The organism is Zavarzinella formosa DSM 19928, assembly GCF_000255705.1.
Taxonomy (GTDB): domain Bacteria; phylum Planctomycetota; class Planctomycetia; order Gemmatales; family Gemmataceae; genus Zavarzinella; species Zavarzinella formosa.
Window position 1 is genome coordinate 1,653,069 of record NZ_JH636439.1, and the last position, 22,988, is coordinate 1,676,056.

The 22,988-nt window shown below is 57.2% G+C and carries 24 protein-coding genes; 10 read left to right on the forward strand and 14 right to left on the reverse strand.

The genetic code is table 11. The features are described 5' to 3' along the window. Position 1: 1 nt before the first annotated feature. From BGIM_RS0107800 to wecB, 4 genes are read right to left on the reverse strand one after another with little or no spacing between them, the layout of a single operon-like run. A complete protein-coding gene (locus BGIM_RS0107800; protein WP_020469229.1) occupies positions 2–988 on the reverse strand; it encodes a Gfo/Idh/MocA family protein in 987 nt (328 codons plus the stop codon). Continuing rightward, complete coding sequence (locus BGIM_RS0107805) at positions 985–2,226, reverse strand: DegT/DnrJ/EryC1/StrS family aminotransferase (protein WP_020469230.1); 1,242 nt, start codon at positions 2,224–2,226, stop codon at positions 985–987. The genes BGIM_RS0107800 and BGIM_RS0107805 overlap by 4 nt, the downstream gene beginning before the upstream one ends. Further along, positions 2,223–3,995, reverse strand: a complete 1,773-nt coding sequence (locus BGIM_RS57120) for a DUF3473 domain-containing protein (RefSeq protein WP_020469231.1) — start codon at positions 3,993–3,995, stop codon at positions 2,223–2,225. The genes BGIM_RS0107805 and BGIM_RS57120 overlap by 4 nt, the downstream gene beginning before the upstream one ends. Next, positions 3,992–5,155, reverse strand: coding sequence for a non-hydrolyzing UDP-N-acetylglucosamine 2-epimerase (wecB, locus tag BGIM_RS0107815; protein ID WP_020469232.1), 1,164 nt, complete (start codon positions 5,153–5,155; stop codon positions 3,992–3,994). The genes BGIM_RS57120 and wecB overlap by 4 nt, the downstream gene beginning before the upstream one ends. Before the next feature lie 301 nt (positions 5,156–5,456). On the opposite strand from wecB, the gene BGIM_RS62590 reads away from it, so the two are divergent. Then, positions 5,457–5,618 (forward strand): hypothetical protein, encoded by a 162-nt coding sequence (locus BGIM_RS62590; protein WP_020469234.1) that lies wholly within the window; start codon positions 5,457–5,459, stop codon positions 5,616–5,618. Positions 5,619–5,765: 147 nt separating this feature from the next. After that, the gene (locus BGIM_RS0107835) at positions 5,766–6,698 is read left to right on the forward strand and encodes an SMP-30/gluconolactonase/LRE family protein (protein ID WP_020469235.1); all 933 of its coding nucleotides are present in this window, start codon (positions 5,766–5,768) and stop codon (positions 6,696–6,698) included. Positions 6,699–6,702: 4 nt separating this feature from the next. Here BGIM_RS0107835 and BGIM_RS0107840 read toward each other — a convergent pair whose 3' ends face one another. Further along, positions 6,703–7,806 carry a GTP-binding protein gene (locus tag BGIM_RS0107840; protein WP_020469236.1) on the reverse strand — a complete coding sequence of 368 codons (1,104 nt, stop codon included), beginning with the start codon at positions 7,804–7,806 and terminating at the stop codon, positions 6,703–6,705. A 54-nt stretch (positions 7,807–7,860) separates the two neighbouring features. Here BGIM_RS0107840 and BGIM_RS0107845 point away from each other — a divergent pair, with 54 nt between their 5' ends. Continuing rightward, positions 7,861–8,805: a thiamine-phosphate kinase gene (locus BGIM_RS0107845; RefSeq protein ID WP_020469237.1), complete on the forward strand. Its 945-nt coding sequence runs from the start codon at positions 7,861–7,863 to the stop codon at positions 8,803–8,805. A gap of 22 nt (positions 8,806–8,827) precedes the next feature. Here BGIM_RS0107845 and BGIM_RS0107850 read toward each other — a convergent pair whose 3' ends face one another. From BGIM_RS0107850 to BGIM_RS0107870, 5 genes are all read right to left on the reverse strand, one after another. Continuing rightward, complete coding sequence (locus BGIM_RS0107850; protein WP_157368665.1) at positions 8,828–9,094, reverse strand: hypothetical protein; 267 nt, start codon at positions 9,092–9,094, stop codon at positions 8,828–8,830. 167 nt (positions 9,095–9,261) lie between these two features. Continuing rightward, the gene (locus tag BGIM_RS57125; protein WP_020469239.1) at positions 9,262–10,098 is read right to left on the reverse strand and encodes a cupredoxin domain-containing protein; all 837 of its coding nucleotides are present in this window, start codon (positions 10,096–10,098) and stop codon (positions 9,262–9,264) included. Positions 10,099–10,240: 142 nt separating this feature from the next. Beyond that, the gene (locus tag BGIM_RS0107860) at positions 10,241–11,080 is read right to left on the reverse strand and encodes a cupredoxin domain-containing protein (RefSeq protein WP_020469240.1); all 840 of its coding nucleotides are present in this window, start codon (positions 11,078–11,080) and stop codon (positions 10,241–10,243) included. Positions 11,081–11,185: 105 nt separating this feature from the next. Continuing rightward, entirely contained in the window at positions 11,186–11,956 is a 771-nt protein-coding gene (locus BGIM_RS0107865) for an inositol monophosphatase family protein (protein WP_020469241.1), read from the reverse strand. A gap of 20 nt (positions 11,957–11,976) precedes the next feature. After that, the gene (locus BGIM_RS0107870) at positions 11,977–12,936 is read right to left on the reverse strand and encodes an ROK family protein (RefSeq protein WP_020469242.1); all 960 of its coding nucleotides are present in this window, start codon (positions 12,934–12,936) and stop codon (positions 11,977–11,979) included. Positions 12,937–13,146: 210 nt separating this feature from the next. Between BGIM_RS0107870 and BGIM_RS65765 the strand changes: the two genes are divergently transcribed. From BGIM_RS65765 to BGIM_RS0107900, 6 genes are all read left to right on the forward strand, one after another. After that, a complete protein-coding gene (locus tag BGIM_RS65765; RefSeq protein ID WP_020469243.1) occupies positions 13,147–14,268 on the forward strand; it encodes a DUF6263 family protein in 1,122 nt (373 codons plus the stop codon). An 82-nt stretch (positions 14,269–14,350) separates the two neighbouring features. Then, positions 14,351–15,208: a dTDP-4-dehydrorhamnose reductase gene (gene rfbD / locus BGIM_RS0107880; RefSeq protein ID WP_020469244.1), complete on the forward strand. Its 858-nt coding sequence runs from the start codon at positions 14,351–14,353 to the stop codon at positions 15,206–15,208. A 128-nt stretch (positions 15,209–15,336) separates the two neighbouring features. Then, positions 15,337–15,579, forward strand: a complete 243-nt coding sequence (locus BGIM_RS0107885; RefSeq protein ID WP_020469245.1) for a FeoA family protein — start codon at positions 15,337–15,339, stop codon at positions 15,577–15,579. Then, a complete protein-coding gene (locus BGIM_RS0107890) occupies positions 15,576–15,806 on the forward strand; it encodes a FeoA family protein (RefSeq protein ID WP_020469246.1) in 231 nt (76 codons plus the stop codon). The genes BGIM_RS0107885 and BGIM_RS0107890 overlap by 4 nt, the downstream gene beginning before the upstream one ends. Before the next feature lie 37 nt (positions 15,807–15,843). Next, positions 15,844–18,069 carry a ferrous iron transport protein B gene (feoB, locus tag BGIM_RS0107895; RefSeq protein ID WP_020469247.1) on the forward strand — a complete coding sequence of 742 codons (2,226 nt, stop codon included), beginning with the start codon at positions 15,844–15,846 and terminating at the stop codon, positions 18,067–18,069. 18 nt (positions 18,070–18,087) lie between these two features. Beyond that, positions 18,088–18,279 (forward strand): hypothetical protein, encoded by a 192-nt coding sequence (locus BGIM_RS0107900; protein ID WP_020469248.1) that lies wholly within the window; start codon positions 18,088–18,090, stop codon positions 18,277–18,279. Here the strand turns inward: BGIM_RS0107900 and BGIM_RS0107905 are convergent. Together BGIM_RS0107905 and BGIM_RS0107910 are read right to left on the reverse strand one after the other, a co-directional pair. Further along, positions 18,276–18,977, reverse strand: a complete 702-nt coding sequence (locus BGIM_RS0107905) for a PilZ domain-containing protein (RefSeq protein ID WP_020469249.1) — start codon at positions 18,975–18,977, stop codon at positions 18,276–18,278. The two genes, BGIM_RS0107900 and BGIM_RS0107905, sit on opposite strands and share 4 nt — an antisense overlap. A gap of 72 nt (positions 18,978–19,049) precedes the next feature. Beyond that, positions 19,050–19,457 (reverse strand): cupin domain-containing protein, encoded by a 408-nt coding sequence (locus BGIM_RS0107910; protein WP_020469250.1) that lies wholly within the window; start codon positions 19,455–19,457, stop codon positions 19,050–19,052. Here BGIM_RS0107910 and BGIM_RS49250 point away from each other — a divergent pair. Then, positions 19,446–20,330, forward strand: a complete 885-nt coding sequence (locus tag BGIM_RS49250; RefSeq protein WP_020469251.1) for a carboxypeptidase-like regulatory domain-containing protein — start codon at positions 19,446–19,448, stop codon at positions 20,328–20,330. The two genes, BGIM_RS0107910 and BGIM_RS49250, sit on opposite strands and share 12 nt — an antisense overlap. Here the strand turns inward: BGIM_RS49250 and BGIM_RS0107920 are convergent. Together BGIM_RS0107920 and BGIM_RS0107925 are read right to left on the reverse strand one after the other, a co-directional pair. Then, positions 20,314–21,807 carry a leucyl aminopeptidase gene (locus BGIM_RS0107920; RefSeq protein WP_020469252.1) on the reverse strand — a complete coding sequence of 498 codons (1,494 nt, stop codon included), beginning with the start codon at positions 21,805–21,807 and terminating at the stop codon, positions 20,314–20,316. The genes BGIM_RS49250 and BGIM_RS0107920 overlap by 17 nt on opposite strands. Further along, positions 21,804–22,946 carry a hypothetical protein gene (locus tag BGIM_RS0107925; RefSeq protein ID WP_020469253.1) on the reverse strand — a complete coding sequence of 381 codons (1,143 nt, stop codon included), beginning with the start codon at positions 22,944–22,946 and terminating at the stop codon, positions 21,804–21,806. Before BGIM_RS0107925 ends, BGIM_RS0107920 begins: the two co-directional genes overlap by 4 nt. Positions 22,947–22,988 lie beyond the last annotated feature (42 nt).

The following is a 22,988-nucleotide window of genomic DNA, read 5'->3' on the forward strand; positions in this document are numbered from 1 at the left end:
ATTACTCGATGGGCATCCAGTGCGGTTCACGCAGGGACCGATACGCGGCTTCGATGCCTTGAACCGAGGCGAGCGCGTCCTCGCTTTTGATCAGAAGATTCTCAAGGCCAAGCGTGGCCTTGGCGAAGTTTCCGATCACATCCCGGAACGCCTGAACCTTGTCGTAGCCGTTGCCGAATTTCACCCAGTCGCGGGCAGAATGTTGCCGATAGCGGGATTCCTTCCACCCGACGACCGCCATTCCCTGTGTCCCGTGGACTTTCAAATAATGATCCAGTTCCTTGTTGATGCTCCAGGAAAGATCAATCGTCGCCGGCACGCCTGATTGTGCTTTCACAAACAGTTGAACCGTGTCTTCAACGGCGATCTTTTGGATATTCGGGAACTGGAACGCCCGCACGGCGGCCAGCGGGCCAAGCAGGTAACGGATAATGTCGATGCTGTGCGTGCCGTTGTCGATCAGCACGCCGCCGCCGCTGACCTCGGGAACCGAGTTCCATCGGGCCGCCATGTCCACGCGGGCGGTGAAGGCATTTTCCAGCAACACAATCTGGCCAAGCACGCCGGAGGCGATCAGGCTTTTCAGCCGGATCACGTCTTCCACATAGCGAAACTTCGAGGACATCGTCAGCAGCACATGATTCGCGGCGGCCATGTCGAGCATCTTCGACGCGACGCCGGAGGAGATCGTGAATGGCTTTTCGCAAAGCACATGGATCTTCGCCGCCACCAAATCACACACAATTTCTTCGTGGGTGTTTGGCGGCGTGCAGACAATGGCACCATCCAGTGACACGTCCGCTTTCAGCAATTCATGATGGTTGGCAAAAGCCCGGCAGCCTAACCGTTCGGAGAGCGCTTGGGCCGCGTCCGAGCGAGGTTCGACAACCGCCGCCACCATCGAATTGGGGTGTTTTTCAAACGCTTGAACATAACTCTGGGCGATGCCACCCGCACCGATCAGGGCAAATCGTACGGGTCCGCTCATTGTCCGGTCCCTTCTCGCAACGCGGAACAACATTGATGGATTGCCTTGGCGATGTATTCAACATGCTCGGCGGTGTATTTCTCGTTCCAAGGCAACACCAGAACCCGCTCCAGATATTTGAAGGTGCCGGGGAAGAGTTCGGCCGAGTAATCGACCGCTTCCGGCCGGGCCAACGTAAACGGCCAGCGACTGTTGCCGAAGGTCTTCTGATCGCGGAAAACTTCGCAACGGAAGGCGGGCTTTTGAATGTAGCGGGGAGCGGAGGCGATGCCCCATTCCTTGAGGGCTTTGCCAAGGGCGACCGCCCCGCCGGGAATCACATTCGGATCGACCAACAGAGAATACTTCCAGAACACCGGATCATCATGCTCGCCTTGCGGCGGGGCTTGGATGCCCGCAACTCCTGCGAGCTCGGCGGTCATCGCCTTGGCAGTTTCCCGACGAGATTTGACGATCTCCGGGAGTTTCGGAAGTTGGCCCAAGGCACAAGCCCCTTGCAACTCGCTCCAACGATAATTCAGGGCAAGAGAGTAATGGTCGGGGTTGGCGTCGCCATAGCCCCACGCTTTGTTAATGAACAGGAAAATCTGCCGGGCAAATTTCGCATCATCGCTGACAACGATTCCACCTTCGCCGGTGGTGATATGCTTGCCTTGTTGCAGACTGAAGCAACCGGCGATCCCGAATCGGCCAACGGCCGTGCCCCGGTGCGTCGCCAAGAAAGCCTGCGCACAGTCCTCAATGACCGGAATGCCCTTGGCGTTGGCGAGTTCCATGATCGCCGTCATATCGCAGGGATTGCCAAACAAATGCGTGACAATGATGGCCTTGGTGCGGTCAGACAAGCGGGCCGCGATAGTGTCGGCAGTCACGTTGCCGGAAACGGGATCGACATCCGCAAAGACCGGAATGGCCCCTTGAAACACGATGGGGGACAACGCCCCCATGTCCGTGATCGAGGTGGTGATGATTTCGTCGCCCGGTTCCGGGTTAATGGCCGCGATGGCGCAATGGACGGCCGCCGATCCGGAGGAACACCCGTGGGCGTGTTTCGCCCCGATCATTGCCGCAAAGCCGGTTTCAAATGATTTGGCGACCTTGCCCTTGGTGACAGTCAGCGTGCCGGAGTTAATCACCTCGGCGAGCAGGGCCAATTCTTCGGCCCCCAATGTTCGACCGCTGGCGTCCTGATCCGAAGGAAGCGTCAACGGCGGCGTCGGTCGAAAAACCATGTTCATAAGGCGATCTCCAGTGCGTTGCGTGTTGTATTGACGGCCAGTTCGCCGGATATTTCAGAGCTTGACGAATCGGAAACCGGCGATTCCGGCCGGCCCGGCGAGGGAGTGGGTTTGGGGTCGAACAGTCGGTGACGCAGAAGACAGGCCATCAACTTGAGATGACCCATGATCGTTCGGATCGTCTTCATCTTCGAGCGGCCGAGCATCCGAACCTCCAGCACGGCCGGTTGTTCAACAATGATCGATCCCGCCAGGTCCATCTTGCCGATTAGTTCGGCGATGCCGAGAAAATTCCCGTATTTCAGCCGGGTCGCCACCGTCTTCGACTTTCGATAGACCCGGAAGCAACTCGTGTATGTGTGCAGTTTTTGCCGGAGAATACGCCGGTAACACCAAGAAGCTCCCCGCGACAGTTTCAACCGCCACTCGGGAACATTTCGCACCGCCCCCTCGGGGTGATACGGGGAAGCCGTCACCAAATCGACATTGGGCGTCAGCTTGGGAATCATCGATTCGAGTTGATGCGGATCATAGGTGCAATCGCAATCAATCGAACAGACAATCTCGGTCTTCGCCCGCGAAAGCCCGGTCATGATGGCAGCCGTCACGCCTTGGTTTTTTTCGTGCCGGTAGAGGCTGACATTCGGGATACTTCCGAATGTTTGCTGCAAGCCGCTCCAAGTGCGATCCGAACTGCCGTCGTCCACGAGGGCAAAATCGATGCGATAAGTCCGGCCCAGTTTGTCCTCGACGCTCTTGAGCGTGTTGGCCAGATAAGGCAGGATGAGTTCCTCGTTATAACAGGGAACCACAATCGTGATCGGCGTCAAAAGGCCTGTGTCTGAGAGCGTTTCCTTTGAGGAAATCTCTTCGGGCATCTCGGCACGTTGCCGGAAAACGGGCCGGTCGGTCAACTCCGTGGACAGCCCCAGATAATCAGCCGCGCTGGTGAATTGATACTGTCCAAAAAGTTTTTCGAGATATCCCTCCATCTTGTGGAGGTTCCTGTAGTGGCGCAGCCGGGTCAGGCGCGAACCGGCCGTGATCTTGGGTTGATCGGGGTCCAGTTCCCACGCATGGAAATAAGCAACCAACGGGGAATCCATCCGGGTGGTCCAACGGTTAACCGCCCGGCGAACAAGCCAGTTGGGAATTTGCCGAAGGTAATTTCCCCCGGCCACCGGAACACGAATCCCGGCGATGTTCCCCGTGGACACCGGCACTTCCCAAATGCCGCCATGTTCCCCTTCGTGGCGTCTTAAAACGCCATCTCTCGGGTCGGCGGTGAAGTTTTTGCCGATGGGGGCAATGCTGGAGTCGTACCCGTAACCCACTTCGGCGAGGGCGTCAAACGCCCAAACATCTTCGGGGGTGAACCACCCGTCAGCCAGACGATAACCGACGACTTTTTGCCCGCCGGCGGATTCAATGGCTTCACGAGAACGAATTAAATCTTCTTTGAATTCATCCGGAGTCATCCCTTTGATGCCGCGATGATAATAACCCTTGCTCGCCACCTCATGCCCGTGATCGACGACCAGTTTCACCAGTTCGGGGAACTTGTCCGCAATCCAGCCGAGGATGAAAACCGTGGCTTTCAGATCATGGCGTTTCAGCAACTCCAACAATCGGTGTGTGTTCTTTTCGAGACGGTTCTCGAAGCGATACCACTGTCCCTGTTGAATGAGCCGGTTAAAGGCTCCCACTTGGAAGTAATCTTCCAAAGCGACGGTGAGAATGTGTGTCTTCGGAGGATGACCGGATGTCATGCGAACACCTCGTCGGCCACGGGCCGGGTACGCAAGATCTGATCCCGGATGGCGAAGACAATTTGCTGTCCCGCGTCCCCGGCGCCAAAGGGATTATCGCAGTCGGGCAGGGCGGAACCCAAGGCAAATCGCCGAAGTGCTTCCCGCAGGTCGTCCGGCGTGGGGGCCAGCATGGCGAAGCCGCTTTCCACTGCCTCGGGCCGTTCTGTTTGCTCCCTCATCACAATGACCGGCTTGCGAAGGCTCGGGGCCTCTTCCTGAATGCCGCCGGAATCGGAGACGAGCAGGCATGATTCGCCCATCAGCGTCACGAAATCCGGATAGGTCATCGGATCACAGCAAACGAGGCGGGGATGGGCGTCAAAGATGTCTTTGGTTGCCTGACGCACCACAGGGTTCGGATGCACCGGAAACACAACGCAATATTCGGGATTCGCATCGATAAATTCGCGGATCACCCGCAGATTTCCTTCCAGCACGTCGCCAAAACTCTCCCGGCGGTGGGTCGTCAGGGTAATCCGGCGATAACCGCTGGTTTGCTCCAGAACACCGCGAAGGGCCGGGGTGGGAGCACCCACCAAACCGATGTATTGAAGGGCGTCCACAATCGGGTTGCCGGTGTGAAAAATGGTTCCTGGTTCGACGCCCTCGTCGAGCAGATTCTCGACATTCCTTCGGGTGGGGGCGAAATGCCAGTTTGTCAGTCGGCTCACCAGTCGGCGGTTCATTTCCTCCGGGAACGGAGCCATCGGATTGTTGGTTCGCAATCCGGCTTCCACATGGCCGACGGGAATACCACGATGAAACGCGGCTTGCGCCCCCGCCAATGCCGTCGTGGTGTCCCCCTGAACCAGAATCAAATCGGGTTTGATTTCGGCAATGATCGTGTCAAGGGATTCCAAACATCGGGCGAGCAACCGGCTCAGGGGCTGACCGGCTGTCATGCACTCAAGATGATGGTTCACGCGGATTTTGAACAGTTCCACCATCGGCCGGATCAGGTCGCGATGCTGGCCGGTGGAGACGACGACTGAAGTTAGTTCGTCGGGGTATAGGTCCAACTGTCTGATCACCGGAGCCAGTTTGATGACTTCCGGCCGCGTGCCAAGAATGGTCAGGACTATTGGCTTCGATGGTTTGGAGGGAGCAAAGCCCGTCATGCCGCTTTTCCTGTGAGTCGGTGAGGCTGAATCCATCCAACTTCACGGTGGGTGTGTCTTGCGGTGGTTCCGATTGAGCGAGTTAAGCCACATCGGAAGTTCTTCCAACATATAGCATGAAGACTGTTCAAAGGAGGAGATTTGGTTGAAACGAACAAATCAATTATCCCGGCTATTCCAAGAATGCGGGCCAACCGGCAAGGTTTGCCGGGACAGTCCAAATTCCCTTTCCGACTGGAAAAATCGATGATTATAATGATGAAATTGGTTGATTGAACCATTTTCATTTTGGGAGAAAAATATGAGCATCGTGCGCATTGGGCTGGCGGAAACCAAGGACTTTGCCGAGGGTTACGACGCGATTTTCGGCAAAAAAACCGCCACCGAGAAACCTAAGACGGAACCGGAAGCCAAGAGCGATGCAAAAACGGACGACGACAAAACGAAAGAACCGGCTAAATAATCACATGACGGTCAAGAAGAAATGATATTTGGCCGGGCGGGAATTTTCGGCCATGATCTCGCCCGGCCCCGCGCGTAGAATCAACACGATTATTTTTACCCCGTGATTTTCGCGTGATTCGCCACGCGACCAGGATTGGAACTCTTCATGACCTTTCCGCTCCGAGCAATCCTCGCTTTGGTTGTCCCTCTTTCATTGGTTGCGTCTCTTTGGGCTGATGATCCGATCAAGGGACTCGGACCGGTGGGCCCGTCCAAGAAACTTCACACAGGCTTCCAGTTCACCGAAGGCCCGGTGGCCGATGCGACCGGGGCGGTTTATTTCACGGATATCCCCAACGAGCGCATCCACCGAATTGGGCTGGATGACAAACTCTCGATCTTCCGTGAAAAATCGAATCACGCGAACGGATTGAAGATCAACGGGGCAGGGGAATTGGTCGCTTGCGAAATGGACGGGCAGGTTGCCGCCTACTCGATTGATGGCAGAAACCGCCGGGTGATTGCGGACAAATTCAACGGCAAGCGATTCAACGCTCCGAACGATCTCGTTGCGGATTCCGCAGGCGGCTATTACTTCACCGATCCCGATTACTCGGCCCCGAAACCGCTGCCGCAGGGAGTTCGGACGGTGTATTATGTGGCCGTCGACGGCAAGGTCACCCGGCTGATCGCCAAGGATTTGCCGAACCCGAACGGCATCACCCTTTCGCCGGATGAAAAGACCCTGTATGTGATTCCTTCTCTTTCGACCAAAATGCTGGCCTATGCCTTGGAAGGGCCGGGAAAGCTTGGTGAATCGCGGATTTTCTGCGAGTTGAAACAGGACGAAGCAAAGAAAGTGACCGGCGGCGACGGGTTGACGGTCGATCAGAAGGGTAATCTGTACATCACGACCGCCTCCGGATTACAGGTTTTTGACCCGACGGGCAAACTCCTCGGCATTATCTCCGTCCCGGAACAACCGGCCAACGTCACCTTTGGCGGCAAGGAATTCAAGACGTTGTACGTGGCCGCGAAAACATCGATTTACACAATTCCAATGGAAGTCGCTGGGCATCGTTTTTCTGGCAAGAAATGACCTGTCAAACGCTCGCTGGGTATCTGTGTGTGGGCGTCGGTCGGCCGGGTCGCAGAAACTGAGTGTTTTGCAACTTCACCGTCAGGCCAAGCCGTTGGCATTCGCCCAGCACAATCGCCTGTACCAGCCGATCCAGTTCTTCCGGGTCGGTGGCGACGCGGGCGTTGACAATCAGATTCAATTGTCGCACGGCTGCTTTTGACGCGACCGACAATTCCCCCGGCCCCGATGAACTAACCACGTTGGCCACCGCGAAGGACGCGCCGTCTTCGAGGCCGATCAACTTCAAATGAGCCACTTCCGCATGTCGAACCTTGAGTTCGTCAGCAATCAGGCCGATGAGCGAAGTCATCAGATGATCCAAGTCGAACGGCGTTGGGGAATTGATGTCGAAGGTGGAGTTGAGCCAGCCGAGTTCGGCCTCTCCTTCCGCGTAGATGTCATAATCAATGTCCAGAACGCGATTTTGGAATCGATCATTGCGGTCCAACAAGTCGATCACCGCTTCAAACCCCGTCCCGGTCTTCGCGGAAACGGGCAGGACGGGAACGCCGGGATATTCGCGTTCCAACAGGGTAAGAAGTTCTTGCTGGTCGGCTTCGCCAAGTTCGTCGATCCGGTTCATCAGGATCGCGTCGGCCTCCTCCAGTTGCTTGCGGAAGATATAGGCCGCCTTGGGGGAGAAACCGGCTGATTCGTTCCGCAGAATGCGCAGCCCGTGGCTTGGCTTGAAGATCACCGGGTATGGGGCGACCGTGAATTGTCCCTTGTGGAGATCCTTGAGCGGCAGGACGACGGTGGAAACCAAATCCGTGCAACTCCCCACGGGTTCGGCGAGAATCACATCCGGGATTTCCCCGACGGTCAACTGCCTGGCGCGGTCCACCAGTTCGTTGAATTTGCAGCAAAAACAGGCGCCGGGGACCTCCTGCACGGACAATCCTTGTGAGCGAAGATTGTTCGTGTCCACCAAATCGCGGGCCTGATCGTTGGTGACGATGCCCACCCGCTGACCGCGCGCCATGTACATTTTCGCAAGCCGGCCAATGGTGGTCGTCTTGCCGGCCCCCAGAAAACCGCCAATCATGACAAAGCGGACGGGATTCATCGTGCGTCTCCAAAAGTTACGGGCACGGATCATTACATCGAAACGAGGCGAGCAATGGCCACCGCATTTCCCGGCGAATTTGCGTTCATTGAGTGGGTGAAAAAGGACCAGCCCGACAACGATTCCATGTTGGTCGGCATCGGGGACGATTGCGCGGTCCTCGCACCTTCTTCACGTGCCACACTGGTCACCACGGACATGCTGATGGAAGGAAGTTGTTTTCGGCTGGCTGAAGCCGGTCCGTATCGTGTGGGCCGAAAGGCGATGGCGGTCAACATCAGCGACATCGCCGCCATGGCCGGTACGCCGAAAACAGCCTTCGTGAGTTTGGGGTTGCCGCAGAGCATGTCCTTTGAAGATGCGAAGGAACTCCATCGCGGACTTCAATCAATGGCCGGAGAATTTGGGGTCGTGATCGCCGGGGGCGACACAAACACTTGGGACGGTGGACTGACCATTTCGGTGACCTTGCTCGGTGAAGTCATCGGCCGGGGAGCGGTTCTCCGCAACGGCGCCAAACCGGGGGACTGGATTTTCGTGACCGGTCCCTTGGGGGGAAGTATTCTCGGCCACCACCTCGATTTCACCCCCCGAGTCGATTTCGCCCGTCGACTGCACGAGCAGGTTAAACTTCACGCAATGATTGACATTAGCGACGGCTTGGCCAAGGATTTACACCGGATTGTCACGGCCAGCGGAGTCGGGGCCGAACTAGAGGCGATCAATATCCCGATCACCGATGATGCCAGACGCATGAGTGCCCAAAACGGCAAAACAGCCTTGGAACACGCCCTTGGAGATGGCGAAGACTTTGAGTTGGCGTTTACCGTGTCCGAGGAGGATGGAAAGCAATTGCTGGAGACATACCCGCCCGACCGGTCAACACTTCGCATGATCGGCCGGATTGTCGAGTCGGGATTTTGGCTCTTGGACGGCGGCCATCGCCACGTTCTTGCGCCGGTCGGATATGAGCATCATTTCGGGCAATCGACGGAATGACGACTGCCCGAAGCAAGTCGCCTTATTTCTTGACGACGGAGATTCCGCCGCCTTCGGTGATGTAAATCAGGTTCCCGTTGTTCTCGTCGACGAACACTTCAACCCCGATCTTGGGAGTGTTCTTGTCAAAGTCGGGTTGATCGGCCTTGCGAACGCGGAGCATCAATCCGTGGGACCATTTCGGCCCCTTGGATTCTTGAGCGTACAAATAGTCCCGGCTGAGTTCGGCGAACAAGAGTCCGCCCATAAAAGTTGCCACGGCGAGGCCGTAAGCCAGTTTTTTCGACATGAGATCACCCTTTGTGTGTTTGATTCCCGAGACCGCCATTCAGACGAGTCATCGAAGAAAGGTTAACCCCCCGGAGATGGCGAAGCAAGAGCCGAGCGGTTCTCATTCCGTTGATTCTTCAACCGCCCTGTGTTCTTCATGAACGGCTGCCGAAAAATGATAAATCCTCAATTCGGCACTTCAAACTTGATGGCCCCCAAATTCATTGTGCCTGGTTTGACCTCCAGTGTTGTACCGAGAAAGCCTTTCGAGCCGCCGGAGAAACCGGAATCGTGGTGCCAGACAAACATCCGCAACTTGCCCTTCAAAGTGGGGGCATCCTTGATTTCAAAATTGCCGTTCGCGTCGCTGACCGCAAAGTACGGGTGATCGAAAACACGTACAAAGGCGGCCATCCACGGGTGGATGGCGCAATCAATTTTGAAAGCCTGCTTTTCAGCGACCAACTGCTTGGGCAGGGCATACTCGTCTTTGGCCCGAATCAGAACATTGACTTCGCCATTCTTTAGCGAGAAATATTTCGCATTATGGGGCACCGGGGCGGTGTTTTTAATGATCAATTTCTGACCTTCTTGCGCGGCCATGACATGAGGGATGAACCGGCAACAGTGTTGCTCAATCACCACGGAATCGTTGGCTGGTTTCAATAGTTGCGGATTGATGTCATTGGGGGTGAACGACGGAAAGACCTTCAGTTTCTTGTTTTTGAGGTCATCCAATTGGAGAGGACTTGGTTCGGGGGCCAGCCAGACGACGACATTCTTGATGCCACCGCTTTTTGCGTTGACGACCCACTCCTCGGAAAGAAATTCCGTGTCCATCGCGGCCGTTTGAGCATCCCGGCCGGCGACCAATGCAATTTGCTTCGGAGCCTCGCCTTTGGCTTCGTCCCAGACAATCTTGCCCTTCACCGTCACCCAATGGTTGGTTTCGCGCAAGGGGGCGGCCTGAAGACTAAACGATGTTGCCAGAAATAACATCATCACGAGATGAGTGCGGACCATCGAAGATGCTCCGAAAAATGAGGAGAGTTGGAAACGAGAATCCCGAATCGGAACGATTCGGGATGGTGGACTCAACAAAAAATGGCAGGCGAGTTCAATCTGGCCCAATCAGTTTGAGGGGCCGGTTCATCCACATCAACACTTATTGCGGAACGTCGAACTTGATGGCTCCCCGGTCAAGCGTGCCCGGCTTGACATCGAAGGTCGAGCCTTGGGCGCCGGCGGCGCCGCCACTGTAGCCGTTATCCTGCCACACGAACATCCGCAGCTTGCCCTTCAGCACCGGGGCGTTCTTGATTTCAAAGTTGCCATCCGCGTCCGTCACCGCGAAGTACGGGTGGTCGAACACGCGGATGTAGGCTTTCATCCACGGGTGGATGCTGCAAGAAAGTTCAACCGGGAATTTTTCCTTCACCAACGGATTGGGAAGGGTGAATGCTCCCCCGGCCGGAATCAGCGGATTGCCTTCTCCGTTCTCGTTGCCGACATACTTGGCGTTGTGCGGAATAATCGACGAATTCTTGATGACGAGCTTCTGGCCCTCTTGAGCCACGACGATGTGCGGGATGAACCGGCAACACGGCTGGTCAATTTCCACGGTCGGCTTGACGGGCTTGGCCATCGCCGGGTTGACGTCCTTCGGGTCGAACGAAGGGAACACCTTCAGCTTCTTGCTCTTCAAGTCGGCCAGTTGGGCGGCGGTCGGTTCGGGGGCGAGCCAGACAACGACATTTTTGATGCCGCCGTTCTTGGTGTTCACGACCCAATCTTCCGTCAGAAATTCCTTGTCCTTGGCGGCGACTTCCTCATCCTTCGTGGCCTTGATGGGCGTCCGCTTCGGGGGCGCTCCCTTGGCCTCATCCCATACGATCTTGCCCTTTACCGTCACCCAGTCACCGGCGGGGGCGGTTTTGGTTTCGTCGGCTTGAACGCCAAACGCGGTGGCCAAGGCCAGGGTCATCAGGCCCCAAATTCGCTTCATTAGTCTGCTCCGAAACAAAAAGTGAGAGAGAGTTTGAACAGGCGGTTAGGTGGGAACACCCCTATTTTCACCTGCCAGTCCCGAGTTTTCAACCGTGATTCGCCATCATCCGCGCAAAATGGCCAATGTTTCCGCATGAACCTTCCCGTTGGTGCCCACGCAATCGGGGCGTTCGAGATCGTTCCCGCCGGACCAATCGCTGAAAGCGCCGCCGGCTTCCTCGACGATGATCTTCAGCGCGGCGATGTCCCAAATGTGGACGCCGTGATCGACCATCAAATCGCATGATCCCTGGGCCACCAGCATGAACCCGTAATAGTCGCCGAAGCCTCGCGCCCGGTCCACGGCGTTGAGCAATTTGTGAAACTGGCTGTCTTTCCCGGCTTGTTGAAAGAACCGAAAGCCGGAGTAACAGGCCAGACAATCGGCCAATTTTGGGATTCCAGACACCCGGATTGGTTGGCCGTCGCAAAACGCCCCGGTTCCCTTGGCGGCTTGATACATGCGGTCGAACACCGGCTCATAGGCGATGCCCGCGACAATCTCCCCGTTGAATTCCAAGCCCACCAGCGTGGCCCAATGCGGAATCTTGCGGATGAAACAGCGGGTGCCGTCAATCGGGTCGATGATCCAGCGATAACCGGTGGTTCCGGGTTCGTTGCCGTATTCTTCGCCGAGAAAACCGTCGCCCGGAAACAGTTTGGCGAGTTGGTCCCGCAAGTGTTTCTCGGCCGATTTGTCCGCGATGGTCACCGGACTGTCGTCCGGCTTCGTCTCAACGTGCGCGCCTTTGTTGTAATAATCGAGGGCAATTTTCCCGGCCTCGCGGCCAAGTTGTTGCATCGCCAGATAACGAGGCGTCCATTCGGAATTCATCGAAAGCATCTCTCCGAAATTCAGGCATTGGCGGCAAAGTTTCTTTGGGCAAAGGCGGCTGACCCGGCGATGCCGGCGTCATCCCCCAAGGCCGACATCACGCAACGAACGTTTTCAGTGGAACGGGGCAGGGCATACCGTTGGGCGAACTCCCAAATGCGCTCCGGGAACTGGACTCCCAGCGCCTTGGTGACCCCGCCGCCGATGACAATCACCTCGGGCGACAGCAAATTCACCACCGTGCCGACGGCCGCCCCGATGGATCGCGCGGCTTCGTCAATCACCTGAAGCATGATCGGGTCTTGCTTGGCCACATAGTCGGCAATCAGGGAGCTTTTGAAAGTCGTCGGGTCCGTGTTCTTCCATTCCTTGCGAATGTTTTTCGGGGCGTCGGCGATCAGTTCCTTCGCCCGGACCATCAAATTCCGACGGCCGGCGATGGCCTCCAATTCGGTGCCGCGTTTCCAGTTGATGATAATGTGGCCAATTTCGCCGGCATGTCCGTTGAACCCGTGAAACAACTTGTTGTCGAGGATCAACCCGCCGCCGACGCCGGTTCCCGCGAAGATGCCGAAGACATTGGCGGCTCCCTTCGCCGCCCCTTGGGACCATTCGCCGTAGGTTCCCATTCGGACATCGTTGTCGATGATCACCGGCCATTTCCAATGGGCGGGGAACAACGGTTTGAGATCAAAGTCCCGCCATTTCAGGTTCGGGGCGTAGCGGACGATGGTTGATTGCGGCACGATTTGACCGGGAACAGCCAGACCCATTCCGGCGATTTGCTCGCCCGTCACCCCGGCTTCGGCCATCACTTGATCGACGCTTTGCACGATCCGGGCGAAGACCGCCGGGCCGCCTTCCTCGAAATTGGTGCTGGTCTTGACCTTGCCGATCAGTTTCAAGTCATGATCGAACAGGCCGGCGAGGATTTTGGTCCCCCCCAGATCAACACCGATCCAGCGTTTGTCATGTGCCATGTGAGTCCGGCGGAAAACCTTGTTGCGTCATCGTTCATCATAGGAGTTTCCTCCCGGCGGGAACGTCCTGAACTTGCAATCGTCAACTGTCGTAGAACCTGCATGAGTGCGAGCGACGACCCTACCAAATGGCTCGTTGATTCCTACACTCTCCGAACAATCAACTTTGTGTGGGATATCACCCGATTCCGGGAGGGTAGTTTCGTGTCCATGTTGCGTTTGCTGGCCGCATTTGGCTTGGCCGGTGTGATGATTGCTTCCACGGTGGCTCAAGACAAAAAAGATCCGCCCAAGGAAGAGGCGAAAAAGGCCGACGTTAAAAAGGATGAGCCGAAGAAGGAAGAGCCAAAGAAGGAAGAACCCAAAAAGGTTGATCCTCCCAAGGTCGAGCCGAAGAAGGAAGAGCCCAAGGCCGCTCCCGCCGCCGGTGACAACGAACTCGCTTGGAAGTTCACCAAGGATGTTCCCTTCTTCCAAGAAATGACCACGAAGACCATCCAGAACATCAAGGTTCAAGGATTGGACGTCGGCCAGAACCAAGAACAAACCTTCTACTTCAAGTTCCTGCCGCAAACGCAAGCGGGCGACAAGTGGATCGTTCAGCAGACGATCGAAGGCGTGAAGATGAAAATCGACATCGCCGGCAACCCGGTCTCTTACGATTCGACCAACGAAGCCGCCGCCCCCGGCACCAACACCGCCCTGACGGAATTCTTCAAGGCCCTCAAGGGTTCGCAATTCACCCTGACCATCGCCAAGGATTACACCGTCGAGAAGGTTGACGGCCGGGAAGAGTTCGTCAAGAAGCTGATCCAGAGCAACAAGCAACTCGAACAATTGCTCAACAAAATCCTCGGCGAAGAAGCCATGAAGCAAATGGCCGACCCGACCTTCGGCGTCGTTCCCAAGGAAAAGAAGAAGGTTGGCGACAAGTGGGATCGCAAGGTCAAACTCGGCCTCGGGCCGTTGGGCAGCTACGAAAACACCTACACCTTCACCTACAAGAAGATCACGGGTGATGTGGCCGAAATCGAAGTGGCCGTGGCCCTCGTGTACACCGCCCCGGCGGCCGACACGACCGGCGAAACGCTTCCCTTCAAGATCAGGGAAGGCAAGCTGGTTCAGGACACGGACCCCAAAGCCAAGAACGGCGGCACCATCCTGTTCAACACGAAGACCGGCCGGATCGATAGCTCAGACATCACCGTGAAGTTGACCGGCAACCTGAAGTTGGACATCGCCGGCACCGTGACCGACGTGACCCTGACGCAAGAGCAAGTCACGACCGTCAAGACGCAAGACAAGACGTTTGTGCCCGAGCCGAAGAAGTAAGTTTCTTTGCGATCAACTGTTTCTAAAAGGCCGCGAGTGATTTGGTTCACTGGCGGCCTTTTTTCATGATGGAACCAAGACGATGAAAACCGCGATCATCGGGGCAAACGGCCAGCTCGGCCGCGATCTCATTTCACTATTGGACGGGGAAGTCATCCCTGTTTCCCGCGCCGACGCGGACTTTACCGACCACGCCGCCATGCGGGCGAAACTCACCGAACTGGCTCCCCAAATCGTCATCAATTGCGCCGCATACAACCTCGTGGACAAAGCCGAGTCGGTCCCCGCCGATGCCTTGGCGGTCAACACGTGGGCGGCGAAAAACCTGGCCGAAGTATGCCGGGATTTGAAGGCCCGACTGGTTCACTTCAGCACGGATTACGTATTCGGCTTTGATTCCCAACGGGACCGCCCGTTTGGCGAAGACGACCTGCCCGGCCCCGTGTCGAACTATGGTCTCAGCAAGCTGGCCGGGGAATACGCCATCCGGGCGGTGTTGCCGGAGGCCCTCATCATCCGAACGTGCGGCCTCTATGGTCGTCACGGCGTCGGCGGGAAGGGTGGGAACTTCGTGGAAACCATGAAGCGAATCGGCCGGGAACGCGGGGCGGTGAAGGTGGTCAACGACCAACGCTGCACGCCGACTTCCACGGTCGATCTCGGCCAGGCGACAGTTCGATTGCTGAAGACATCAGCCAGCGGGATTGTTCACATCACCAACACCGGAAGCTGCACTTGGTTTGAATTCGCCACGGAGATTTTCCGGCTGACGGGCCTCAGCGTCCAAGTCACGCCCATCACTTCGGCCGAATTCGGCGCCGCCGCCCGCCGCCCGCCTTATAGCGTGTTGGATACCCGGCGGTATTCGGAATTCACGAATGAGACGATGCCCCGTTGGGAAGACGCTTTGGCTCGCTACACCCAAAGCGGCCAAGAATAAGACGCCTTCTTCTGGCCTAGTCACCCGACAAATCATCGCGGAATCTCTCTCTTCTTCTTGACCGCAGCCATCGTGACCAGTAAATTTTAATTGAGACGCAATCTCATTAACTGAATTGCCTGACACACATGTTTCCCCTTGATTGCCTGCGAGCCGGCGAATCAGCCGACGTGATTGATGTTCACGGCGAAGCCAACTGGGTTTGCCGGATGGCGGAACTCGGAATTCGCAGCGGCTCCAGAATTCAAATGCTTCAGGAAGGCACGACTTGCCTCTTGCAAGTCGGGGGATGCAAACTCTGCCTGCGGTCGGATGCCTCTTCGCAAATCATGGTCGCGCCGGTCGCCAATTCTCACCCGGTTCACTCATGAAAACGCTGGATCAACTTGATCCCGGCACCGGGGGGATTGTGGAGGCGATTGCCGGCCCGATGGCCCTGCAACAACGATTAATGGAGTTCGGGGTGCTGGAGGGAGAAACCATATCTGTTCTCGCCAAGGCCCCTTTGGGCGACCCGATTGAAATCCAAATTGGCGGAACCCGCCTGAGCCTTCGCAAAACGGAAGCGGCCGCCATTCGGCTGGCCGAGTCTTCCTGAGACATTTTCTCACCCGCCCGTTCCTCCCGAGTCCCACATGGGCCTTCCCATCACTATCGCGTTGGTCGGCAATCCAAACACCGGCAAATCGACCTTGTTCAACGCCCTGACCGGGCTTAATCAGCGGGTCGGCAATTATTCCGGCGTCACCGTGGAGATGAAGAAGGGGACAATGTCCCTCTCAGCCACGGAATCCCATGAGATCATCGACCTTCCGGGAACGTACAGCCTCGCTCCCCGAAGCCTTGACGAAATGGTGTCCGTTGATTTACTCCTCGGGCATTTGAACGATGTCAAACGACCAGATGTCATCGTTTCCATCGTCGATGCCAGCAACCTCGAACGGCACTTTTACCTGACGACTCAATTGATGGAACTCGGCCGCCCGGTGGTGGTGGCTGTCAACATGATGGATGTGGCCAAAACACAAGGCATCCAGATCGATCTGGCGAAACTTCGGGAGACGACCGGCTTACCGATCATCCCGATTCAGGCGAACCGGAAACAGGGATTGGATGAACTCAAAAAGGCCGTCGTTGCGGCGGTGGGTTCTTCGCCGCCGAAACCTGTTTTGTTTCCGTCGTTGTTTGGCGATGAAGTGAAGCGTCTGGCCGATCTCACCAACAACACAGTTGAGCAATTCCTGATCGCCCGCTGGTTGCTGGATGTCGGCGGCCACACCGAGAAACAACTATCCATCAAGTTCCCTCCTGAAGTCTCCGTGGCCGTCGGACAAGCCCGTGATCGATTGACGGATGCCAAGTTGGGCGTGCCGGGAGTGGAAGCCCGCACCCGTTATGGTTGGATTCGTGAGCGCGTCGGCCAAGCCGTCAAACGACCGGCGCAGCGAGTCCGGACGTTCAGCGACCGGCTTGATAGTGTGTTGATCCATCGTGTCTGGGGAACGTTGATTTTCTTCGTGTTGATGTTCGCGCTGTTCCAATCGATCTTTGTCGGGGCCGCCCCGTTGATGGATTTGATCAACTCCGGCAAAGACTGGCTCGCCACGAGACTTGACAACTTGATGGACCCTGGGCCATTCCGAAGTCTGTTGCGGGACGGCATTCTCAAAGGAGTCGGCGGGGTCTTGGTGTTCCTGCCGCAAATTTTGATTCTCTTTGCCGTCGTGGCGATTCTTGAAGATTGTGGCTACATGGCCCGCGCCGCTTTTCTCATGGACAAGATCATGTCCAAGTGTGGCCTCAATGGGAAATCGTTTATCCCGTTGTTGTCGTCCGTGGCTTGTGCCGTGCCGGGGATCATGGCGACCCGCACTATCGAAAATCGTCGTGATCGATTTGCCACCATTTTGGTTGCCCCGCTGATGAGTTGTTCGGCCCGGCTGCCGCTTTACTTCTTGCTCATCGGGACCTTCCTGAGCGAACCGTGGTGGCTGCCGGGCGTCGTCTTGTTCGGCATGTACTTGCTCGGTTTTGTCACAGCCCCGCTGATTGCGCTGCTGTTGAAACGAACCGTCCTTCGCGGTGAAACGCCGGTGTTTGTGATGGAGATGCCGAGTTTCAAGATGCCGCAGTTCACAACGGTTCTTCGTCGGATGATCGAGGCCGGATGGGCGTTCGTCTATCGGGCGGGGACGATGATTCTGGCCTCGATGATCCTGATTTGGGCATTGCTTTACTTCCCCAACAAGATGCCCGATGGCCGCTCTTATGATGTGGCCTTGGATACCTTGAAGACTGATTTGGAGCAGATGCCGAAGAATGATGAAAAGGTGGAGCAAACCGAGGAAACCAAGGCCAATGATGAAGCCCGCGAAGCCAAACAAGGAGAAATTGGCTCGCTGGCCGGGGATTGGCAACGGCAAAGTTATCTCGGCCGGGCCGGGCTGGCGTTGGAACCAGTTTTCGCTCCGCTGGGATGGGACTGGAAGATCGGGATGGCCGCCCTCGCCAGTTTCCCGGCCCGCGAAGTCGTGGTGGGAACGCTGGGTATCATTTATAATCAGGGTGAGGTGGATTCCGGGGAGATTAAAGATTCCAAGAACCCCGGCGACACCCCCTTGGGCAAAACCATCAAGGAAGAATGGAGTGAAAACCCCGTCACCGGCAAATACCGGGTGGCGGTGGCGGTGAGCCTGCTGGTGTTCTTCGCCCTGTGCTGTCAGTGTGTGTCTACGCTGGCGGTGATCTGGCGGGAAACCAAATCATGGCGTTGGCCGCTGTTCACGTTTGTTTACATGACCACGCTGGCTTATGCCGGGGCTTTGATCGCTTTCCAAGTTGGCAGACAATTGATCGGATGACGTTCCCGGAGGTTTCGGATGGACTGGCAATACCCGCTGACTGTTGCCCTGATTGCCGTCGCCGGAACAACGGTGCTGTGGCAATTCAGCAAAGTCGTCTACTCAGTGTGGACAGGGAAGGGCTGTGGTTCGGGATGCGGCAAATGCCATTCGACTCCTCCGTCAACGGACAAGGGAAGAGTCGGGCTGCCGTTGATCCGCAATGATTAAACGATGGACTTGAGTTCTTCGTGGGTGAGTTCCCGGATGAAGTTGCACCCGGCCGCCCAGCGACCATCGGAACAATCGGTGAGATAGACAATCGACGCCAGCATCGAGAGGTCTGGCTTGTCCTTGGCCCGGTGCAGTGAAACGCTCAAAACGCTTCCCGGATCAAGGTGACGATCTAACAATAATCCCACCCCGGCCGGGGACAGATTCACCACCTCGGCCGTCAACAAAATATCGTCCTCGCCGGGCAGCACGCGGTATTCGGCCATCGCCCGCACGGGATGACGAATCCAAGCCCGTTGGTCGCCGTGGGCTCCCTGAACTTTCTTGCCGCCGAAGATGGCCAGTTCGTCGTCGTTGAGTTCGAGCGAGAACATGCATCCGCAGGACCAACGATCATCAGACTCGGGGATCACCCGCATCACGCAGGCCAGCAGGGTGACTGTGTGGGCCGAGTTGACCGCGTGGGGAACATCCACCCGGACCATCGTGCCGGGAACCAGTTCCACATCAAGCAGCAGTTTGACTCCTGAACGAGACACGTCGCGGATGATCGCCTTGTGTTCCTCCCCGTCGGCGACGGGTCGGCAGACGGTTTCAATCTCCGTGTCGAATCGCGGATGTGCCCGCCGGTCTTCAGCGCTGTTGCTGGTCTTGCGGGTGATTTGCCGGATGAAATTTCGGGTCCGCTCTAACATTGAGGAGTTCCACGGGTGATCCGACATGTCGCCATCGTTAACTCTAGTCCGCCACCGGCGGGATGCAAATTCTCAGTCAAAGAACTCGTCTTCGGGATCGAAGGCCGGAATCGCAATGACAATCGTGCGAATGATGTCATCGGCCGTCACACAATGCCGCACGCCGGGCGGTATGGAAATCACCAAGCCGGGGCGAATGTCGGTGATTTCCCCGTCCAACTCCATCCGGCCGGTTCCCTCCACGATGTGATACACCTCGGTGGTTTTCCGATGATAGTGCCGGGTGGCTTCGCTGATTTCGGTGATGTGAAAACTCAGGCCCAGACCGTCCTTGGCCGTGATGATCCGGGTACTTTGACCGCAAGGGCAGGGGACCGGTGAAATTGTCGCCGGATCGCGGACAGCGGGACCGCCGACCGATACGGTAAGCGGAAGTCGGTTGGGTTGATCCAAGGACGGGGCAACGGCATGTTGAGACATTGGAAACTCGCGCTGGCTCTCGTCGTCGCGGGATTACTCTTATGGGGATTGCGAACCGGCACGACCCCAAACACACTTTATCCGATTCTCCCCTCGAATGCGAACACGGAAACATCCTCTCCGTCAACCGGCCAGGGAATCGAGATCCGCGGGCGTGTGATTTGGAAGGGTGAAAAGCCACTTGTCCCGCCGATGCGCCGTCCGATGTCGCCGTACTATCCACTCCCGGATTCGGTGACGCCCAACCCGCTTTCTCCCGTTGTTTCCCCCGCCAATGGTCTTGCGGATGTCTTTCTGGTGTTGGATGGGCCGGGGGTCGAGCGCATCCCCAAGATTTTCCCGCCGGTGAAGGTCGAGTGGAAGGGTTATGATTGCGAAGTGAGTCAGGGGAATCGCCGGGGAAGATTTGGCTTGGTCCGCTCCGGGGATGATGTGGAATTCGTGGCGACGGATGCCAATTTCCATTCGGCACGGGCTCGCGGCGCCGACTTTTTTACGCTGATGCTTTCGACGATCAACAGGCCGGTGAAACGGGTTCTCAATCAAGCCGGAATGGTGGAAATCACCAGCGGGACTTGGTTTTATTGGGCGCAAGCCCGATTGTGGGTGTCCCCACATGAGGGATGTGCGATCACGGATGCCGAGGGGAATTTCACGCTGCCGAACGTGCCCCCCGGCCAATACACCCTCTCGGCCATCCGGGCGAATTGGAATATCACGGGTTTGGAGGGCGATCCGGAATTCCCGGTGCCCGTCCGGGCCAAATTCGCTCCGCCGGTCGTCCTCAAACAAACGATCACGGTTGGAAAAGAACCCGGCGAGACGATTCGTTTCGAGATGAACAGCGACCTGTTCATCAAGCCCGGTAACTAAGGGCCAGTTCGATTAACGAATGAACATAGGCCCCGGTTCCCCCGGCATCGCGGGACGGCGAATCATGATCGGCCCACGCGGGACCGGCGATGTCCAGATGCACCCACGGAATGCCGTCAACGAACTGTTCCAAAAACTTCCCGGCGGCAATCGCCCCGCCATAGCGCGTTTGCGGGGTGTTCTTCAGATCGGCGACTTTGCTTTGCAGCAGTTCCTCGAAGTCCGTATCCATCGGCAACGCCCACGCCCGTTCTCCGGCCCGTGAGATCGCCACGCGGACACGGTCGCTCCACTCGATGTTATTGCTCATCAGCCCGGCGATTTGCGTTCCCAGCGCCACCATGCACGCCCCGGTGAGCGTCGCCAGATCCACGATATGCCCCGGCCGACATTCGGCCGCATAGGACAGCGCGTCGGCCAGAATGAGCCGGCCCTCGGCATCGGTGTTCAAGACTTCGATGGTCTTCCCGTTGCGGGCCACCAACACATCTCCGAGTTTCATTGCCTGGCTGCCGGGCATGTTTTCGACGAGCGGAACATACCCCACCACATTGATTTCCGGTTTCAGTTCGGCGATGCCTTTGATCGCCGCCAGCACCGCCGCCGCCCCGGCCATGTCTCCCTTCATGTCGGCCATCTGGTCGTTTGTTTTCAGCGAGAGGCCGCCGCTGTCGAACGTGACTCCCTTGCCGACGAGGGCCAGCGCGGGGGAGGTGCCGCCTTGGAGATATCGGAGAACCACAAATCGTGGCGGGCGAGCCGATCCGCGGGCGACGCCCAGAACCGCCCCCATGCGCTCCGCGATCAGACGCGGCTCATCCCAAATTTCACACGAAATGTTTTTACCGCACGCCCCCGCCCTCGCCGCGAATGATTCGGGAAACAAATCACTCGGCGGGAGATTGACCAACTCGCGCGCATACGTGACGCACTCGGCCTCGACCGAACCCCGCCTGACGGCCCCGTGAGGCAGGGCAGGGGAGCCGGTGGGGGTAACAAGTACAATCTCGCCGGGGACAAACCGGGCCGCGTCCTTTTTGCAAAGCCCCGGCCCGACCGAGCCTTGGGCCGCCCCGCCGGTGACGGCCAATACTTCGGTTTCGGTCGCCAATCCCACATCCGCAGGCATGTGAACGGCGATTTTTTCCCATGAGCGACTGGTGAACGACCGGAAAGCGGTGGCGATGGCCGCGTGCAGGCTCGCCCGCGTGATTTGTGGATAGGGGCCGCATCCGACGAACATGATGCGTTTGGCCCGTGACTGGCCGGGTCGGTGAAGGGTGACAAGCTCCGCTTGTTTTCCGGTGAGGTCTCCCGCTTCGAGGAGCTTTGAAATGTCTCCCCCGAGCGTCGCATCCAATTCTTTGACGGCCGGCTCGAGTTGTTGGCCCCGGACGACCGGGACGATCAACCAATCAGCTTCGACTTGCGAAAGTGGGGAAGAACCAGAGGAGAAACGGAACGGACGATTGGTCATGGCTTGCTGTTTGTGGGTGGGGGTTTTTCGGAGGCCAGCGATTCCTCAATTTCATCGACGAGGGTTGATTCCGTTCGTCGGGTGCGCGTTAGGAACTCCTTGCTGGATGTGTCTCGACAAGTGATGGCATACCGGATGATGGAGTTTTTGACCAGCGGGGCGGCATGTGTCGGCTTGCCATACTGAGCCAGCACCTCATCGCTTAAATCCCACCAGCCCCACCGGCGCAGATCCTCGACGGCCATGTCAGCCATGTCGCCCCGCCGGACGATGGCTCGCATCCCTTCCAAGATTTGCGGCCGGAAATTCTTCGGCTGGCAGATCTGAAAAAACCGGAGCGTGCCCATCGCCGCGAGTTTGTGTTGATAGGGAATTTTTTCGTCCGAAATCATCCCGATGGTCATTTGCCAGCCAGCCTTCGGATCAAGGGAAATCAACCCTCCGAGCAGGCCGCTGAGGGCGTTTGAGGCCGAGGCATCTGTTTCGCGGATTAATTTGACCAGCACATTAACATCTTTGGCCGTTCCCGTCGCCCCGAGCAGGAAACCGTAAAGCCCGAGCCGGTCTGCCGGGGTTTTCGGGTTGGTCAGCAATTGCCGAATCTTCGCGGCTTCGAGATGCTTGCAGACATCCGCGATTTCCGCGTCCGTGGCCTTGGCGAATTCCAAGAAGGCATCCGACGCCACATCCGGGTCGGCGTGATCGAGGTATTGGAAGTAAAACTTCAGGCTGGCATTCCGGTCCCGATCATCGAGTTTCATCGCCTCTTTGAGATAGCCGCCGACATCTGTTCCGCGCAACGGAACGCCCCGATACGGGTCGAATTGCGGGGTCACATCAACGAACACCAACAATCGCGACGGCTTGCGGGCATCAACGGGAATCCAGCGATTCAGCACCAGCAATTTGGGATCGACTTGTTTGGAATCGTTCTTCAAGAGTTGTTCAACGACAAGATCGGTCATGCCTTGTTCGCCGACCAACCGGGGATTGACGGGCCGAACCACGACCACCACTTTGGCCGACCTAGCTTCCTGCCGCAATGTGGAAACCTTGAGGCTCCCCGGATCGCAATAGGTGCAGGCGAACACCGAGGTCGCCCCGAGGAACATCGTCAATCCGGCAATCAATCGAGGCATGCGTCCGGCTCCCCTCGCGGAAAAGGACGATTACACCAAAAC

Excerpts from the sequence above, each read along its gene's own strand:
- BGIM_RS57120 (WP_020469231.1), bottom strand. The coding sequence starts at position 3,995 with ATGACATCCGGTCATCCTCCGAAGACACACATTCTCACCGTCGCTTTG.
- feoB (WP_020469247.1), top strand. The coding sequence starts at position 15,844 with ATGGGCCTTCCCATCACTATCGCGTTGGTCGGCAATCCAAACACCGGC.
- BGIM_RS0107890 (WP_020469246.1), top strand. The coding sequence starts at position 15,576 with ATGAAAACGCTGGATCAACTTGATCCCGGCACCGGGGGGATTGTGGAG.
- BGIM_RS0107900 (WP_020469248.1), top strand. The coding sequence starts at position 18,088 with ATGGACTGGCAATACCCGCTGACTGTTGCCCTGATTGCCGTCGCCGGA.
- BGIM_RS0107860 (WP_020469240.1), bottom strand. The coding sequence starts at position 11,080 with ATGAAGCGAATTTGGGGCCTGATGACCCTGGCCTTGGCCACCGCGTTT.
- BGIM_RS57125 (WP_020469239.1), bottom strand. The coding sequence starts at position 10,098 with ATGGTCCGCACTCATCTCGTGATGATGTTATTTCTGGCAACATCGTTT.
- BGIM_RS0107845 (WP_020469237.1), top strand. The coding sequence starts at position 7,861 with ATGGCCACCGCATTTCCCGGCGAATTTGCGTTCATTGAGTGGGTGAAA.
- BGIM_RS0107905 (WP_020469249.1), bottom strand. The coding sequence starts at position 18,977 with ATGTTAGAGCGGACCCGAAATTTCATCCGGCAAATCACCCGCAAGACC.
- BGIM_RS0107835 (WP_020469235.1), top strand. The coding sequence starts at position 5,766 with ATGACCTTTCCGCTCCGAGCAATCCTCGCTTTGGTTGTCCCTCTTTCA.
- BGIM_RS49250 (WP_020469251.1), top strand. The coding sequence starts at position 19,446 with ATGTTGAGACATTGGAAACTCGCGCTGGCTCTCGTCGTCGCGGGATTA.
- BGIM_RS0107850 (WP_157368665.1), bottom strand. The coding sequence starts at position 9,094 with ATGTCGAAAAAACTGGCTTACGGCCTCGCCGTGGCAACTTTTATGGGC.
- rfbD (WP_020469244.1), top strand. The coding sequence starts at position 14,351 with ATGAAAACCGCGATCATCGGGGCAAACGGCCAGCTCGGCCGCGATCTC.
- BGIM_RS0107920 (WP_020469252.1), bottom strand. The coding sequence starts at position 21,807 with ATGACCAATCGTCCGTTCCGTTTCTCCTCTGGTTCTTCCCCACTTTCG.
- BGIM_RS0107840 (WP_020469236.1), bottom strand. The coding sequence starts at position 7,806 with ATGAATCCCGTCCGCTTTGTCATGATTGGCGGTTTTCTGGGGGCCGGC.
- BGIM_RS0107925 (WP_020469253.1), bottom strand. The coding sequence starts at position 22,946 with ATGCCTCGATTGATTGCCGGATTGACGATGTTCCTCGGGGCGACCTCG.
- BGIM_RS0107870 (WP_020469242.1), bottom strand. The coding sequence starts at position 12,936 with ATGGCACATGACAAACGCTGGATCGGTGTTGATCTGGGGGGGACCAAA.
- BGIM_RS0107805 (WP_020469230.1), bottom strand. The coding sequence starts at position 2,226 with ATGAACATGGTTTTTCGACCGACGCCGCCGTTGACGCTTCCTTCGGAT.
- BGIM_RS0107865 (WP_020469241.1), bottom strand. The coding sequence starts at position 11,956 with ATGAATTCCGAATGGACGCCTCGTTATCTGGCGATGCAACAACTTGGC.
- BGIM_RS62590 (WP_020469234.1), top strand. The coding sequence starts at position 5,457 with ATGAGCATCGTGCGCATTGGGCTGGCGGAAACCAAGGACTTTGCCGAG.
- BGIM_RS0107910 (WP_020469250.1), bottom strand. The coding sequence starts at position 19,457 with ATGTCTCAACATGCCGTTGCCCCGTCCTTGGATCAACCCAACCGACTT.
- BGIM_RS65765 (WP_020469243.1), top strand. The coding sequence starts at position 13,147 with ATGTTGCGTTTGCTGGCCGCATTTGGCTTGGCCGGTGTGATGATTGCT.
- BGIM_RS0107885 (WP_020469245.1), top strand. The coding sequence starts at position 15,337 with ATGTTTCCCCTTGATTGCCTGCGAGCCGGCGAATCAGCCGACGTGATT.
- wecB (WP_020469232.1), bottom strand. The coding sequence starts at position 5,155 with ATGACGGGCTTTGCTCCCTCCAAACCATCGAAGCCAATAGTCCTGACC.
- BGIM_RS0107800 (WP_020469229.1), bottom strand. The coding sequence starts at position 988 with ATGAGCGGACCCGTACGATTTGCCCTGATCGGTGCGGGTGGCATCGCC.